The sequence below is a fragment of the Nocardia rhamnosiphila NBRC 108938 genome (assembly GCF_000720425.1).
GTDB lineage: Bacteria > Actinomycetota > Actinomycetes > Mycobacteriales > Mycobacteriaceae > Nocardia > Nocardia rhamnosiphila.
The window spans coordinates 1,616,713-1,630,809 of sequence record NZ_JOAJ01000001.1 but is presented as its reverse complement, the minus strand read 5'-3'; the positions used below and the strand labels follow the sequence as shown (position 1 = coordinate 1,630,809).

At 69.6% G+C, this 14,097-nt stretch carries 14 protein-coding genes; 11 read left to right on the top strand and 3 right to left on the bottom strand.

Going from position 1 to position 14,097, the window contains the following annotated elements:
- Positions 1-36: 36 nt before the first annotated feature.
- Complete coding sequence (locus IG75_RS0107475; protein ID WP_030520425.1) at positions 37-684, top strand: LysE family translocator; 648 nt, start codon at positions 37-39, stop codon at positions 682-684.
- 271 nt (positions 685-955) lie between these two features.
- Here the strand turns inward: IG75_RS0107475 and IG75_RS0107465 are convergent, their stop codons facing one another.
- A complete protein-coding gene (locus IG75_RS0107465; protein WP_030520423.1) occupies positions 956-1,576 on the bottom strand; it encodes a TetR/AcrR family transcriptional regulator in 621 nt (206 codons plus the stop codon).
- A gap of 87 nt (positions 1,577-1,663) precedes the next feature.
- On the opposite strand from IG75_RS0107465, the gene IG75_RS0107460 reads away from it, so the two are divergent.
- Together IG75_RS0107460 and ligA are read left to right on the top strand one after the other, a co-directional pair.
- Entirely contained in the window at positions 1,664-2,626 is a 963-nt protein-coding gene (locus IG75_RS0107460; protein ID WP_030520422.1) for a zinc-binding dehydrogenase, read from the top strand.
- 142 nt (positions 2,627-2,768) lie between these two features.
- Entirely contained in the window at positions 2,769-4,760 is a 1,992-nt protein-coding gene (gene ligA / locus IG75_RS0107455; protein ID WP_030520421.1) for an NAD-dependent DNA ligase LigA, read from the top strand.
- 86 nt (positions 4,761-4,846) lie between these two features.
- On the opposite strand, the gene IG75_RS0107450 is transcribed toward ligA, so the two are convergent.
- On the bottom strand, positions 4,847-7,090 hold the full coding sequence (locus tag IG75_RS0107450; RefSeq protein WP_030520420.1) for an ATP-binding cassette domain-containing protein: 2,244 nt from the start codon (positions 7,088-7,090) through the stop codon (positions 4,847-4,849).
- A 63-nt stretch (positions 7,091-7,153) separates the two neighbouring features.
- On the opposite strand from IG75_RS0107450, the gene IG75_RS0107445 reads away from it, so the two are divergent.
- The 3 genes from IG75_RS0107445 (at position 7,154) to IG75_RS0107435 (ending at position 9,857) form a co-directional block, all read left to right on the top strand.
- Positions 7,154-8,158 carry a helix-turn-helix transcriptional regulator gene (locus tag IG75_RS0107445; RefSeq protein WP_051714408.1) on the top strand — a complete coding sequence of 335 codons (1,005 nt, stop codon included), beginning with the start codon at positions 7,154-7,156 and terminating at the stop codon, positions 8,156-8,158.
- 301 nt (positions 8,159-8,459) lie between these two features.
- On the top strand, positions 8,460-8,825 hold the full coding sequence (locus tag IG75_RS0107440; RefSeq protein WP_156058699.1) for a hypothetical protein: 366 nt from the start codon (positions 8,460-8,462) through the stop codon (positions 8,823-8,825).
- A gap of 120 nt (positions 8,826-8,945) precedes the next feature.
- Positions 8,946-9,857, top strand: a complete 912-nt coding sequence (locus tag IG75_RS0107435; RefSeq protein WP_030520417.1) for a D-alanyl-D-alanine carboxypeptidase family protein — start codon at positions 8,946-8,948, stop codon at positions 9,855-9,857.
- Here the strand turns inward: IG75_RS0107435 and IG75_RS0107430 are convergent.
- The gene (locus IG75_RS0107430; protein WP_051714306.1) at positions 9,835-10,251 is read right to left on the bottom strand and encodes a hypothetical protein; all 417 of its coding nucleotides are present in this window, start codon (positions 10,249-10,251) and stop codon (positions 9,835-9,837) included. The two genes, IG75_RS0107435 and IG75_RS0107430, sit on opposite strands and share 23 nt — an antisense overlap.
- A gap of 227 nt (positions 10,252-10,478) precedes the next feature.
- Between IG75_RS0107430 and IG75_RS0107425 the strand changes: the two genes are divergently transcribed.
- The 5 genes from IG75_RS0107425 to IG75_RS0107405 are packed head-to-tail and all read left to right on the top strand — an operon-like array spanning position 10,479 to position 13,999.
- Positions 10,479-11,162, top strand: coding sequence for a GntR family transcriptional regulator (locus IG75_RS0107425; protein ID WP_156060975.1), 684 nt, complete (start codon positions 10,479-10,481; stop codon positions 11,160-11,162).
- Entirely contained in the window at positions 11,162-11,947 is a 786-nt protein-coding gene (locus tag IG75_RS0107420) for a LamB/YcsF family protein (protein ID WP_030520414.1), read from the top strand. Before IG75_RS0107425 ends, IG75_RS0107420 begins: the two co-directional genes overlap by 1 nt.
- The gene (locus IG75_RS0107415; protein WP_030520413.1) at positions 11,947-12,579 is read left to right on the top strand and encodes a 5-oxoprolinase subunit B family protein; all 633 of its coding nucleotides are present in this window, start codon (positions 11,947-11,949) and stop codon (positions 12,577-12,579) included. Before IG75_RS0107420 ends, IG75_RS0107415 begins: the two co-directional genes overlap by 1 nt.
- Complete coding sequence (locus IG75_RS0107410; protein WP_245713054.1) at positions 12,576-13,493, top strand: 5-oxoprolinase subunit C family protein; 918 nt, start codon at positions 12,576-12,578, stop codon at positions 13,491-13,493. Before IG75_RS0107415 ends, IG75_RS0107410 begins: the two co-directional genes overlap by 4 nt.
- Before the next feature lie 56 nt (positions 13,494-13,549).
- Positions 13,550-13,999 carry a VOC family protein gene (locus IG75_RS0107405; RefSeq protein WP_030520411.1) on the top strand — a complete coding sequence of 150 codons (450 nt, stop codon included), beginning with the start codon at positions 13,550-13,552 and terminating at the stop codon, positions 13,997-13,999.
- Positions 14,000-14,097 lie beyond the last annotated feature (98 nt).

The following is a 14,097-nucleotide window of genomic DNA, read 5'->3' as shown; positions in this document are numbered from 1 at the left end:
GTTTTCGTCCGCGGCAAGTGGCTGTATACAGGGGATATGCCGACTCCCCACTGGCAGCCGTTCCTGCTCGCTGCTCCGCTCATCGCGTTCACTCCCGGCGCGAACCAACTGCTGTCGTTGCGCAACGCGGTGCAGCAGGGCGCGGTGGATGCGCTGGTGGCCGTGTCCGGCCGGCTGTCGGCTTTCCTGTTGCTGGTGCTCGCGACAGCGGTGGGGCTGGGTGAATTGCTGATCACCTCCGAGCCGGTGTTCACGGCCGTGAAATGGTGTGGCGTCGCGTATCTGCTCTACCTCGGCGTCTCCATGCTCTACCGGAGCCGCCCTGCCGGCGCACCGGAGGCGTCCGGCAGCCCGCCGCCGGACGTGTCGTCACTGCGCCGGACACGCCGCCGGCTGACCCGGCAGGAGTTCACGGTGGCGCTCACCAATCCCAAGGCGCTGCTGTTGTTCGCCGCGCTCCTGCCCCAATTCGTCGACCATGCCGCAGGGGCCGTACCTGCGCAGCTGATCGCGCTGGGCCTCGGCTACCTCGTTATCGAGTTCGTCGCGGCGACGGTGTACGCGGGGGTGGGTGGAGCCCTCAACTCGTTCGATATGCCGCCCCGCACCCGACGCTATCTGGATCGCGGCACCGGCGTCACCATGCTCGCGGTCGCGGGCGGTCTCGCCTTCGCGCGTCGGTGAGCGGAGCGGCGCCGAACCCGGGCCGGTCTTGCCGGTGCGGTTCGAGGACCGGCGCCACCGCGCTCATACCGCGCGAACTTCGGTGAGCTGCCGTTCGCCGTGGAGGGCGGACGCGCCGTGAAGGCCGCGCGGCGGCCCGGACGGCCTCGTCGACGGCGTCGGCGCCCTGCTCGGCCACGATATCGATCACCGTACTGGTGGACGGATCCAGGATTTCGCGCGTGCTGCGCGGCGACACCGTCGTCATCGCAGACCTCGACGGCGTTGTCTATCAAGCGATCGGAAAGGTGTGCGACCGCCGACGTGAGTCCGGGTTCGTACCGGTTTCGTGGAACGCATCCACGACCAGGGCGGCGAAGCGGCGCGCCGAGGTCTCCCGGCGAGCCGGTGGCACCGCGGCCAGTCCGCGGCCGGTCAGCAGGACGAGCACCAGGTCGTCGATGACGAAGTCCCGTCGCAGCCGACCGGCTTTCTTGGCGCGGCCGGCCAGGTCCGCGAGCATCGAGAGCAGTGCCACGCGGTGGGCGGCGAAGCTGTCGGTCTCCGGGTTCGCGGACATGAACGCGTCCACAAACCCCTGGTTCCGGCCGTTGAGCACGGTGATCCGTTCGATGACCGAGCAGAACCCGCGCCACGGGTCGGCATCGGCGCAGCCGTCTTCCACGATCTGCCGGCACGATCGCATCTCATCGGCGAAGGCCGCATCGATCAGGGCCTGCTTCGCCGGGAACCGCCGGTACAGGGTGGCGGGCCCGACCTCGGCCCGGCGCGCGACCTCGCGCATGGTGATGTCGATCCCCTTCTCGGCGAACAGCGCGCGGGCGACCTCGAGGATCCGGTCGCGGTTGTCCTGGGCGTCGGCGCGGAGCATATGAGGCAATCGATCCGGCATGCTTCTCACTTCACGGAAGTGGACGGGGGCGTCCGTTACTTTCGGCCACAGTACCTCGGACAACGAGAGCACAAGAAGGAGACGACGGTGCGAGCAGTGGCGATCCGGCGATTCGGCGACCCGAGCGGTATGGCGGTGATAGAGACACCGGCACCGGTCCCGGCCCCTGGTCAGGTGGTCATCGAGACCGAGGCGATCGGAGTGGGTGGCGTCGACGCCGTGATCCGGCGCGGGACACTCAATGGATACGGGTTCACCGAGGGGCTGATACCCGGCAGCGAGGTCGCGGGCACGGTGACCGCGGTCGGCGCCGAGGTCGACCGGTCGTGGACGGGCCGGCGGGTGTGGGCATTCACCGGCACCGGTGGCGGCTATGTCGAGCAGGCGGTGGCCCGGGTCGGCGATATCGTCGAGCTCCCGGCCGGCCTGTCGCCGGTCTCGGCGGTGACGCTGGGCAGTGCGGCGCCGGTCGCGTACTTCGGGCTCGCCCACGCGCATTTCGCACCCGGTGAGTCCGTACTGGTGCGCGGGGCGGCGGGCAGTATCGGTATCGCGGCGGTGGAACTCGCGGTGCGCGCCGGGGCGAGCGCGGTCGCGGTCACGACCTCGTCGCCGGCCCGCGGCGATCGGCTCCGCGACCTCGGCGCGACACATGTCCTGGACCGGTCCGGGGGAGGAGATCCGGCTGCGCCGCCGTCCTACGACGTGATCATCGATATCGCCGGTGGGGCGGAGCTGCCCACGTTCCTCGACCGCCTCGCACCGAACGGGCGTTTCGTCCTGGCCGGCGTGGTGGCGGGTCTGCCGCCGGCGGATTTCGGCATGCGACTCCTGGGGGCGTTCCAGCAGTCCCGGTCGTTCGCCACTTTCAGCCTCGATACCGTCCCGGTGCCCACCCGGGACGCGGTCCGGGCCGAGCAGTTCGCCGCTGCCGCCCGCGGCGAACTGCACGCCGTCGTGCACGAGATCCTGCCGTTGGAGCTCGCTTCCGAAGCCCATCGCCGGATGGATCTCGGCATGGTGTTCGGGCGGATCGTCCTCACTCCCTGAGCGGTGAACCGCACGCCTCGGTCGCACCGGGAACCGCTGTCCGCGCGCTGAAGCCGGATCGGGGCAGGCGTGCCGTGCCGGCCGGGCGCGCTGCCACCACTCGGCCCACCGGGTGTCGGTGGGGCTCGGTAGCGTCTGGCTCGTGGAAACCGGTGAACGCATCCAAGAGCTCGCGGACCGTGTGGTGGCGCTGCGGGACGCCTATTACCGCGGCTCGCCGCTGGTCGCCGACGCGGAATACGACGCGATCGAGGACGAGCTACGGGGTCTGATCGAGGCGCACCCCGATCTCGCACCCGACCCGAACCCCTTGGAGCAGGTCGGAGCTCCCGCCGTGCTACACGCCCCGATCCGGCATTCGCGGCCGATGTTGTCGCTCGAGAAGGCGACCACCCCGGATCAGGTCGCGGCGTTCTTCGATCGGTTTCCCGGGCAGTCGGTGGTGGTGATGCCGAAGCTCGACGGTTTGTCCCTCGCCCTGGTGTTCGAGGACGGGCGGTTGGTGCGTGCCGTGACCCGCGGTGACGGCACCACCGGTGACGATGTGACGGTGCTGGTCCGCGCGTTGGTCGACGGGGTGCCCGACCGGATCGACGTCCCGGGGCGGGTGGAGGTGCGCGGTGAGGCGGTGATGCTGCGGTCGACCTTCCTCGCCTACAACACCGCGCACCCGGACAAACCGCTGATCAATCCACGCAATGCCGCGGCGGGCACACTGCGGGCGAAGGACCCGGCCACGGTCGCCGAGCGGCGGCTGCGGTTCTTCGGTTTCGATCTCGACACCTCCGCGGGCGGCGCCGCGGCCGACCTGGCCGAGGGGCTGCGGGCGCTGGGGATCGCGGGGGCGCAGATGCGGGTGTGCGCCGATGCCGAGCAGGCGCAGGCGGCGATCACCGTGATCGAACAGGGTCGCAACGACCTGGACTACGACATCGACGGCGCGGTGCTGCGACTGGCCGACCGCGACGCCTACGCCGCGGCCGGGACCCGGTCCAACAGCCCGCGGGGCGCGCTCGCGTTCAAGTTCGCCGCCGAGGAGAAGACCACATTGCTCAACGAGGTGATCTGGGACGTCGGCAAGACCGGCAAGATCGTCCCGGTCGCCTGGCTGGAGCCGGTGTTCGTGGGCGGCACCACGGTGACGAAGGCGACACTCGCCAATCAGCAGGTGATCCGCGCCCGCGATATCAAGGTCGGTGACACCGTGCTGGTACGCCGCGCGGGCGACGTGATCCCATTCGTGGCCGGTGTACTCGACGCCTCGAAACGTACCGGCGCCGAGCGTGAGATCGTGCCGCCCACCGGTTGTCCGTCCTGCGGGCAGCCGGTGACCGAACAGGGCAACAGCCGGGAACTGTTCTGCACCAATGTCGCCTGTCCCGCGCAGACGGTACGCAGGCTCATCCACTGGGCGTCGCGGCCGGCCGCCGATATCGAGGCGTTCGGCCAGGTGTGGATCGAGCGCTTGGCCGAGGCGGGCATCCTGGAGCGTCCTTCGGACTTCTACACGCTGACCACCGAGCGCCTGCTCGAGTTCGACCGGATCGGCGAGACCTCGGCCGCGCGCATGATCGACTCGGTCGACGCCGCCCGCCGGGTGGGCCTGCGCCGCGCGCTGATCGGCCTGGCGATCCCGATGGCCTCCGAGGGCACCGCCGCTCGCTTGGCCCGAGCGGGATTCCGCTCCCTGGAAGAGGTCGCCGACGCGGGCGAGGAACGACTCGTGGCCGTGGAGGACATCGGCCCGAAGGTGGCGGCTTCCCTGGTCGAGCACCTCACCCGCCTGCGTCCGGAACTGGAGCGGTTGCGCGCCGCGGGCGTGAGTCTGGACGTGCTCGACGAGGATCTACCACCGGTCGTCGCGGCGGGTGCGCCGCTGGACGGTAAAACGGTGGTGGTCACCGGCGCGATCAGCGATCCGCGCTCGGGGGAGAAGGTCGCCCGCCCGACATTCCAACGCCTCTGTGAGAGGGCGGGTGCCACCGTGGCATCCTCGGTGTCGGCGAATACCGACCTGCTCGTCACCGGTGCGGGGGTCGGCGAGAGCAAGCTGGCCAAGGCCGCGAAACTGGGCGTGGAGGTCGCCGACCAGGAGAAGATCTGGAACCTGCTCATCGCCGCGAACGTCGTCTAGAGCTCGCCGGGCCGACCACGCGGAACCGGCGAGCTGCCGCCCCCGAGCTTGCCGGTCCGGGCTCGTATCGCGTGACCGGCCGGTCATCACGTGAGACCATCGAGCGCCCGCGAGGTAGGCGTCGCGTGACCGGTGTAGTGGGTCACCGGTCCTTCGAAGAGCACCGTCCCGCCGTGTCTGCCCGGGCCCGGGCCGAGATCGATCAGCCAGTCCGCGTGCCGGATCACCTCGAGGTTGTGCTCGATGACGACTACGGTGTGGCCCGCGTCCGCGAGGGCGTCGAGCACCCGCAGCAGTGTTTCGATATCGGCCGGGTGCAGGCCGGTGGTCGGTTCGTCCAGCAGATACACCGCGGGTCGGGTGGCTTCCCGGAGTTCCCGGGCGATCTTGACCCGCTGGCATTCGCCGCCGGACAATCCGCTCAGCGGCTCGCCCAGCCGTAGGTAGCCGAGGCCGACTTCGGCGAGTCGTTCCAGAGCCCGGGTGATCGCCGGCTCGGGCAGTCGCTCGAGGGCCTCGGCGACGGTGAGCTCGTCGATATCGGCGATGGACAGGCCGTCGACGGTGTAGGAGAGGGCCTCCGGGGTGAAGCGTCGCCCGTGGCAGGTGTCGCAGACGGTTTCCTGGCCGTTGAGGAACGCGAGATCGGTGTAGACGACCCCGAGTCCGCCGCAGTCCGGGCAGCCACCCGCGGAGTTGGCGCTGAACAGCGCGGCGGCCACCCGGTTGCGCCGGGCGAAGAGTTTGCGGATGGCGGGAGCGATGCCGGTGTAGGTGAGCGGAGTGGATCGGCGCGTGGCGCTCACCGGTTTCTGGTCGAGCGCTATCACCTCGTGCCGGGCGGCGAATTCGGCGGCCAGGCTGGATTTCCCGGAGCCCGCGACCCCGGTGAGTACGGTCAGCACGCCGGTCGGGATATCGACGGTGACGCCGCGCAGGTTGTTACGGTATGCCTCGGCCACGGTGAGTTTGCCGGTCGCCTGCCGGGGATCCCGGCGTGCGGTCTTGTGCTGCCGCGCCAGTGCCCGCGCGGTCGGTGTCCCGGCGGCGCGCAGGTCGGTGAACGTGCCCTGGAAAACCAGCCGGCCCCCTTCGGAGCCGGCGCCGGGACCTAGTTCCACGATCTGATCGGCGCACGCCATCACGGCGGGATCGTGTTCGACGACCAGCACGCTGTTGCCGCTGTCGCGGAGCCGGGCGAGTAGCCGGGTCATCGACTCCACATCCGTGGGATGCAGGCCGACGGTCGGTTCGTCGACCACATAGGTCATTTCGATGAGGCTGGAACCCAGGTGTTTCACCGTTTTGATTCGTTGGGATTCGCCCCCGGACAGCGTCGTGGTGCCCCGGCCGAGGGTGAGGTAACCGAGGCCGATGGTGGTCATCGCGTCCAGCCGGGCGGAGAGCGCCTCGGTCACCGGCGCGACCTGTGGCGCCCTGATGGTCGCGACGAATCCGGCGAGCTCGCCGACCTCCATTCGGGCCAGCTCACCGATTGTGTGGCCCCGCACGGTGACGGCGCGTGACGCTTCGTTCAGCCGGTCACCGCCGCATTCGGGACAGCATTCGGAGCGGGTGAACCGGCGGATCGTCTCCTGTTTGCGCTCGGACAGATTGTCGGAGGTGTGCAGATGAATGCGTTCGAAGCGCTCGACGATTCCCTCGTAGTCCTTGGGCGGGCGGCGGCCGAGCCGGGCGGCGGCGGAACCGCCGTACAGCAGCGCGTCGCGCGCTGTCTCCGCCCACTCCCGCAGCGGGACGTCGGGGTCGAAGACACCGATTCCGGCGTACTGGTCGTACCAGTATCCGCCGTGGCCGAATCCGGGCAGCAGAATCGCGCCGTCGGCGAGGCTTTTGTCGAGGTCGAGGAACCGTTCGGTGGCGCTCACCACGACCTCGCCCAATCCGGCGCAGGCCGGGCACATACCCGCCGGTTCGTTGAAGGAGAAGTGGTCGGATTCCCCGAGCCACGGTTCCCCGATCCGGGAGTACAGCAGGCGTAGATACGTCCAGGTGTCGGTGATCGTGCCGACTGTCGAGCGGGCGTTGCCGCCGATGCGCCGCTGATCGATCACCACCACCGGCGACACCCCGTCGATCCGGTCGACCGGCGGCCGCGCCCACTTCGGCAACCGGTTGCGCACGAAGGGCGGATAGGTCTCGTTGAGCTGGAAGCCGGCCTCCGCCGCCACGGTGTCGAAAACCAGTGACGATTTACCGGAGCCGGAGCGGCCGACGAAGACGACCAGCCGGTGGCGGGGGATATCGAGGTCGAGACCGGCCAGATTGTGGGTGCGCGCGCCGCGGATGGTGATGCTGCTCGTAGCCATGTATTCGACGCTATGGACAGATGTGGCCGGCTCCTGACCGCGATTCCCGGAAGAATCGGACCGGTGGCGGATGTGACCGAACGAATGCTGGCGCTGTTGTCGACACTGCAGACCGGGAGCGCCTACTCGGGTGCGGACCTGGCCCGCCGGCTCGGTAGCAGCCCCCGCACGGTGCGCCGGGATATCGAGCGGCTGCGCGGTTACGGCTATCCGGTCGAGACCCGTCCGGGCCCGGGCGGCTATTACCGGCTCCGAGCCGGGCGCACGATGCCACCCCTGCTCCTCGACGACGACGAGGCGATCGCCACCCTGCTCGGCCTGGCCGCGCTCGGCGCCACCGGCCCCGCGACCGCCGGCGGGCTCGACGACGCCGCGACCCGCGCCTACGGCAAGATCGACCAGTTCCTGCCGGCCCGGCTGCGGCCCCGGGTGGCGGCGATCCGCGCCGGTCTGGACACGGGCCGGCAGGTCGCGCCCGGGGTGTCGCCGGAACACCTCGCGGCCCTGGCCGCCGCGAGCGCGGACCGGGAGATCGTGACCTTCACCTATACCGACGTCCACGGTGCGACGAGTTCCCGCCGGGTCCACCCCTATCGGCAGATCCATCAACACCTGCGCTGGTACCTGCTCGCCTGGGATACCGGTCGGGAGGATTGGCGGGTGTTCCGGGTGGACCGTGTCGGCGAGTTGCTGCGTACCGGTGCCCGGTACGAGCCGCGCCCACTCCCGGCCGATTCCGCTGTCGACTACCTGCAGCGTGGCCTCGATATCGGCAAGCAACGTGTCGATCTGCTGGTCGCGGCCCCGCCGGACCGGGTCGCGGATGTGCTCGCCTACCAGCATGCCGAGATCGCCGCGCACGACGACCGGCATACCGCTGTCACGGTCCGGCTGGACACCTGGCAGTGGCTGGTCGGCGCACTCGCCTTCCTGGAAACCGGTTTCACCGTGACGGCGCCCGCCGGCTTCCTGGCCGGATTCGAAACCTTCGCGCGGCGCCTGCTCACGGCGGTCGCCGACCGGCCGGACACCCGGCTCGACGACAACCGGCCGCATCGGCCCGGCTGAACGGTCACTCGCCGGAACGTAGCCCTTCGAGTCGAGGGCAGGATCCATTCGACGAGCCGCTCGACGGTCGCGCCCCCGCGAAGGCGCCGATTCTGCTGGTCGGCGCGGACGGTGGTTCGTACTGGATGCAGCCTCGCCGATCGATGTGGTCGATCTTCGCGCCACGCATGCCGACTGCTGTCGCGAAAGCCGACGCGGACGGCGGGCGGGGGCCGGGATATGCTGCCGTGCACGCGAGTTCACCGGTCCGGTGGACGAGCGGCCCTGTCATGTGATCAACCGAGAGGATGTGGCCGGTAGCGTGAGTAGCTATCTGGTTGTCCAGCTGTACTGCACACCCGCGCAAGCCGACTCCGTGCGGTCGGCCGCGGCCGGTGAATTGGCGAAGTTTCCCGAATTCGCCGAGGCCAGAACAGAACTGGCGCCGAAGGCCGAAGGCGAACAGCGGATGCGCCGGGAGTGGGCCGAGGAGCACCCCGGCCAGGATCCGGGTGACCGCACCTACTTCTCGCTCGAGATGACCTCCCCGGTCGATGCGCCGGAGTCGGTATTGCGGAAAGTGGAGGACCAGATCCTCGAGTGGATCGATACGACCTTCAACGACGAGGCGAACGATATCGCCGAGGTCCAGTGGGCGAGCTTCGCGGAGATCAGGCAGGACGCCTGACGGCTCCGCGCGCCGCCGCGGCCGGGGGCTGCCGCGTCCGGCCCCGGCCGGCCGGGTGAGCAACCGCGACTCCCATCGCAAATCCCGCTGTTCGAGGAGGTCGGCGGCCACAATGTGGCGATGCGAACCTATGTCCGTGTACTGACGGCGGTCGTCGCCGGAATACTCGTCGTTTTCGCGCCTACCGCTGCGGCGGCCCCGGTTCCCGGCGGCTCGGCTCAGCTTCCGTTTCCGCTGACACTGCAACCGGAGGGAGTGCGGGCGCCGGCGGCGGCGCTGGCGGAGGCCGGTACCGGATTGATCGTGTGGTCGCGGCAGCCTGATATCCGCGTCCCGATCGCCAGTATCACCAAGGTGATGACGGCGGTGGTCGTACTCGAATCGGGTGATCTCGAGCGTCCGGTCACGGTGCCGCGAGCGGCCGTCGACTATGCGGCCGCCTACGGCGGAAGTACCGCCGGTCTGGTTCCCGGGGAGGTGCTGACCGCGCGTCAGCTGCTGTACGCGATGATGCTGCCTTCGGGCTGCGACGCCGCCTATGCCCTGGCCGAGGCATTCGGACCGGGTCAGGACGCTTTCATTGCCCGGATGAACGCCGCTGCGCAGCGGCTGGGGATGCCGAACACGCATTTCAGCGATCCCAGCGGCCTGCCGGCCCCCGATGATTTCGCCACGTACTCCACTCCGGCGGAGCTGGTACGGCTCGGTCGGCACGCGATGGCCGATCCGGTCTTCCGGGAAATCGTCGGATCGCAGGTCCACCACCTGCCCGCCGGTCCCGCGAACCGGGACCACGTCTGGGAGACCACCAACGGGCTGCTCCGTGATTATCCGGGCACCACCGGGATCAAGACCGGGTCCACGGACGCTGCCGGGACCTGCCTGTTGTTCGAAGCCTCCCGGGGTGCGCAGCGGCTGATCGGCGTGGTCCTGAACAGCTCACCCGACGACCTGGCCGCCGCGGCGGGCGACGCCGCACGCCTCATGGACTGGGGTTTCGTGCCGATCCTCAGTGGGTTGCCGGTCGGCTGACCGGGCGGCCCTCTGTGCGCTGGTTCCGGAGAAGGAGGGCCGCGGCGCCGGCCAGGAGTACCAGGCCACCGGCGTCCACGGCCGCGACGCGCAGCAACTCGGGGCCCACCGGGCCCTCGGCCGGCAGCAATGCCACGAATCCCGCCATACTCACCGCGTTGGCCCCGATGGCGGCGGAGCGCAGCCGGGGCCGGAACACCGCGACGATCAAAGCCACTCCCAGGATCGCGAACAGCAGCCCCCGGTGCCGGAGCAGCAGCCGCAGGTCGGCGCCGCCGGGATCGATCCCGTATGCCGCAGCCGCCCGTTCCACCGAGAACACGGCGACAGCGGGGAGGAGGTGCAGGAGCGCGGCCGCGCCCAGCAGGAGGCGGCCCCAAGTATGGCTTCGCATGATGCTCCTCGAAGTCGAGTTCGCACCGATTCTCGGCGCCGGGCCGGCGGGGCGCTTCTGAAAACGTGCGGTGCTCCCGCGCTCGCGACGGCGAGACGGGGCGGTGCAGGCCGGTGATCGCGCGCCCGAGGGGTTCGGTGTTACGCCGCGGGTCGTTCGTGTAAACAAACCGGCGGATTCGCCGAAGAGGCTGGATTTCGGGTCTGCATTCAGTGTATACAGTGGATATGTCGTCTACGTCACAGGACTTCGAATTCGAGGGTGAGGACCTCACGTCCCGCCTGCGGATGTCGATCGTCGAGGGCATCTATCCGCCGGGTCACCGCCTGGTACAGGAAGAACTGGCCGACCGATTCGGTGTGTCACGTATCCCGCTGCGTGAGGCCATCCGCACACTGGCCGGTGAGGGATTGCTCCGATCGCTGCCCGGCCGCGGCACCTTCGTCACCGCACTGGATATCGAGGAGATCGACGACCTGCGCCGGCTGATCGAGCCCAGCTTCGCCGAGCATGTGACCGAACGCGTATCCCGCCGGGATATCTCGCGTTTCGCGGCGATGGCCGAGCAGATGGACAAGGTGGCCGAGACGGGCGCCGATTCGTGGTCACGCACCAACCTCGCCTTCCACCTGGATATGTACCGGCTGTCGCGACTGCCGTTGCGGTACGAGACCATCTCGCAGATGTACCACCGGCTCGAGCCGTACTCGCGCTTCTATGTCCACCGGACCTGCGCGTACGACCGGGTGCAGGACGAGCACAAGGCGATGGTGCAGGCGCTCGTGGACGGCAATGCCGAGGCGCTCGCCGAGCAGATCCTCGCCCATATCGAGGGCGGCCAGACCGGTCTGCACCGCGCCTGGGAGAACTCGCGCGACGAGATGCGCTCCTATTGGGCGGAGCGCACCTGATGACCGCGCCGAAGGTGTCCATCAACACCGACGTGGGCGAGGGTTTCGGGGTGTGGGGCGTACCGGACGAGTCGCCCCTGCTGAAGGAGGTGACCGCGGCCAATGTCGCCTGCGGTTTCCACGCGGGCGATCCGGATATTCTGCGGCGCACCTGCGATACGGCCGCCGAACTGGGGGTTTCCCTCGGAGCTCAGGTGTCCTACCGCGATCTGGCCGGTTTCGGGCGCAGGTTCATCGATGTGCCGGCGCCCAGCCTGGTGAACGACATCGTCTATCAGATCGGCGCCCTGCAGGCCTTCGCCCGGATCTCCGGTACGGAGGTCACCTATGTCAAGGCGCACGGCGCGCTCTACAACGCCGCGGCGCGCCACGAAGGGCACGCGGCGGCGATCGTCGAGGCGGTCGGACTGGTCGACCGCAGCCTGCCGGTGCTGTGCCAGTACGGGACCTGGGTGTGGGAGTTCGCCGTGACCGCCGGCCTGACCCCGCACGCGGAGATTTTCGTCGATCGCGGATACACCGACCAGGGTCTGCTCGTCGCGCGCAGTCATCCCGGCGCTCTGCTCGTCGATCCTGGTGCGGCCGCGTCGCGGGCCTGGGAGATGGTCGATACCGGCAAGGTCGTCTCGGTCGACGGCGTCCGGGCGACCGTGCTACCCGAGCGGGCTCCGGCGGTCGCGCTCTGTGTCCACAGCGACACCCCGGGCGCCGTGGCGATCGCGCGCGAGACCCGCGCGACGTTGGAGCGCAACGGTGTTGCGCCGGCTCCGATCGGGGCGCGGTGATGACCGGCGTGGACCTGCTCCGGGCGGGGGACCGGGGCTGGATGGTGGATCTGGCGCCGGACAAGATCGCATCGGTGGTCGCCTCGGCGCGCCGTCAGACCTGGTCCTGCCTGGTGCAGGATATCGTTCCGGCCGCCCGCTCGGTTCTCTTCCGCGCGCACAGCTCCGCGGATATGGGTCCCCTGGCGACCCGTATCCGGCACCTGATCGACACGGCCGACGCCGAGTGCGCGGTCCCGGCCGACCGCGACCCGGTGATCGTTCCCGTGCGCTACGACGGGGAGGACCTGGCCGGTGTCGCCCGAACGCTCGACTGCAGCGTCGACGAGGTCATCGAGGCACATGCGGGCGCCGAGCACCGCGTCGGATTCTTCGGGTTCGCACCGGGTTTCGCCTATATCGACGGACTGCCCGAGTCCCTGAAACTCCCGCGCCGCACCTCGCCGCGCCCACGCGTGGAGCGCGGCCTGGTCGCGATCGCCGGAACGCAGACGGTCGTCTACCCGGGGGGAACGCCGGGCGGTTGGCATCTGATCGGTTCCACCTCCGAAATCCTGTGGGATCCCGAGTCCGAACAGCCGAGCCGCCTGGCCGTGGGCGACCGGGTGGTCTTCCGGGCGGTGGCGCGGTGACCGCCGTCCTCGCCGATCGCGCCGGCCGTGCGCCCGCTGATCGTGACGCCGTGGTGACGGTCGTCGAGCCCGGTCCCGCCTCCACCGTCCAGGACCTCGGCCGGCCCGGTTTCGCCCATCTGGGGATCACGACGTCCGGCGGCGCGGACCGGTCGAGTCTGATGCTGGCCAACCGCCTGCTCGGCAATGTCGCGGGGGCGCCGGTGATCGAGTCGATGTTCGGGGGATTGACCGTCGCGCTGTCCACCGACCGGATGATCGCGGTCGCCGGGGCACCCACCGACCTCCGGATCGATGGTCGGCCGGTATCCGAACCGCGGACCCTGCTGCGGGCGGGACAACAGCTTCGGCTGGGGTTTTCGAAGTGGGGTCTCCGGACCTATCTGGCCGTCCAGGGCGGTATCGAGGCCGGTCTGGTCTTCGGTTCCGCCTCGGCCGATTGCCTGTCCGGGCTCGGCCCGCGCCCGCTGCGGCCCGGTGATCGACTCTCGCTGGGCGACGCCTACGGTGTACTGCCGGACGTACCGCTGGAGCTGGTCACGCCACGCACCGAACCGGGGCCCCTCGTCCTGCGCTTTCATTGGGGACCGCGCGACCGGCTCTTCTCTCCCGCGGACCGCGCGGCCTTCACCACGCGGTGCTGGGCCGTCGGCAATTCCGCCGATCGCGTCGGCGTCCGGGTCAGCGGTGTCCCGCTGACCATCGGATCGGTGGACCTGCCGAGTGAGGGGATGGCGCTGGGCGCCGTTCAGATCCCACCGTCGGGCGAGCCGATCGTCTTCCTGGCCGATCACCCTGTCACCGGGGGATATCCGGTGATCGGCGTGGTGACCGAACGCGACATCGACCGGCTCGCCCAGGCCCGCCCGGGTACCGCGGTGCGTTTCTCCGCTTTACCCCGAGGGGGCGCCTGACCCGGACACGACTCGAATCCCCAGCACAGCACAGCACTACCCGAAAAGAGGTACCCATGACCAACCAGACCGATCTCGTCCCGTTTCACCTGGCCATTCCCGTCGACGATATCGAGGCGGCCCGCAAGTTCTACGGCGGAGTGCTCGGGTTCGGCGAGGGACGTTCGGACACACGGTGGATCGACTGGAATTTCCGTGGCCATCAGGTGGTCACGCACCAGGTCGGCGACGGGCAGCCGAAGGCCCCGCGCGACGGGGTCGCCGGGACGAACCCGGTCGACGGACACGACGTGCCGGTGCCGCATTTCGGCCTGGTTCTCCCGGTGGACGAGTTCAAAGTACTCGCCGACAAACTGACCGCGATCGGCACCGAGTTCGTCATCGAGCCGTACGTGCGGTTCGCGGGCGAGCCGGGCGAACAGTGGACCATGTTCTTCTTCGACCCGGCCGGTAATGCGCTCGAGTTCAAGGCCTTCGCCGATCTCGAGCAGCTGTTCGCCGTCTGACCGTCGCCCGCGAGCAATCCGGGCGCAGGCCCCGGACACCATTTGGTGCGCCGGCGTGCCGTGGTCATCGGCAGGAGTCGCATTCCTGCCGATGACCG

Excerpts from the sequence above, each read along its gene's own strand:
- IG75_RS0107450 (WP_030520420.1), bottom strand. The coding sequence starts at position 7,090 with ATGGCTACGAGCAGCATCACCATCCGCGGCGCGCGCACCCACAATCTG.
- IG75_RS0107425 (WP_156060975.1), top strand. The coding sequence starts at position 10,479 with ATGTCGTCTACGTCACAGGACTTCGAATTCGAGGGTGAGGACCTCACG.
- IG75_RS0107415 (WP_030520413.1), top strand. The coding sequence starts at position 11,947 with ATGACCGGCGTGGACCTGCTCCGGGCGGGGGACCGGGGCTGGATGGTG.
- IG75_RS0107420 (WP_030520414.1), top strand. The coding sequence starts at position 11,162 with ATGACCGCGCCGAAGGTGTCCATCAACACCGACGTGGGCGAGGGTTTC.
- IG75_RS0107465 (WP_030520423.1), bottom strand. The coding sequence starts at position 1,576 with ATGCCGGATCGATTGCCTCATATGCTCCGCGCCGACGCCCAGGACAAC.
- IG75_RS0107475 (WP_030520425.1), top strand. The coding sequence starts at position 37 with ATGCCGACTCCCCACTGGCAGCCGTTCCTGCTCGCTGCTCCGCTCATC.
- IG75_RS0107430 (WP_051714306.1), bottom strand. The coding sequence starts at position 10,251 with ATGCGAAGCCATACTTGGGGCCGCCTCCTGCTGGGCGCGGCCGCGCTC.
- IG75_RS0107405 (WP_030520411.1), top strand. The coding sequence starts at position 13,550 with ATGACCAACCAGACCGATCTCGTCCCGTTTCACCTGGCCATTCCCGTC.
- IG75_RS0107435 (WP_030520417.1), top strand. The coding sequence starts at position 8,946 with ATGCGAACCTATGTCCGTGTACTGACGGCGGTCGTCGCCGGAATACTC.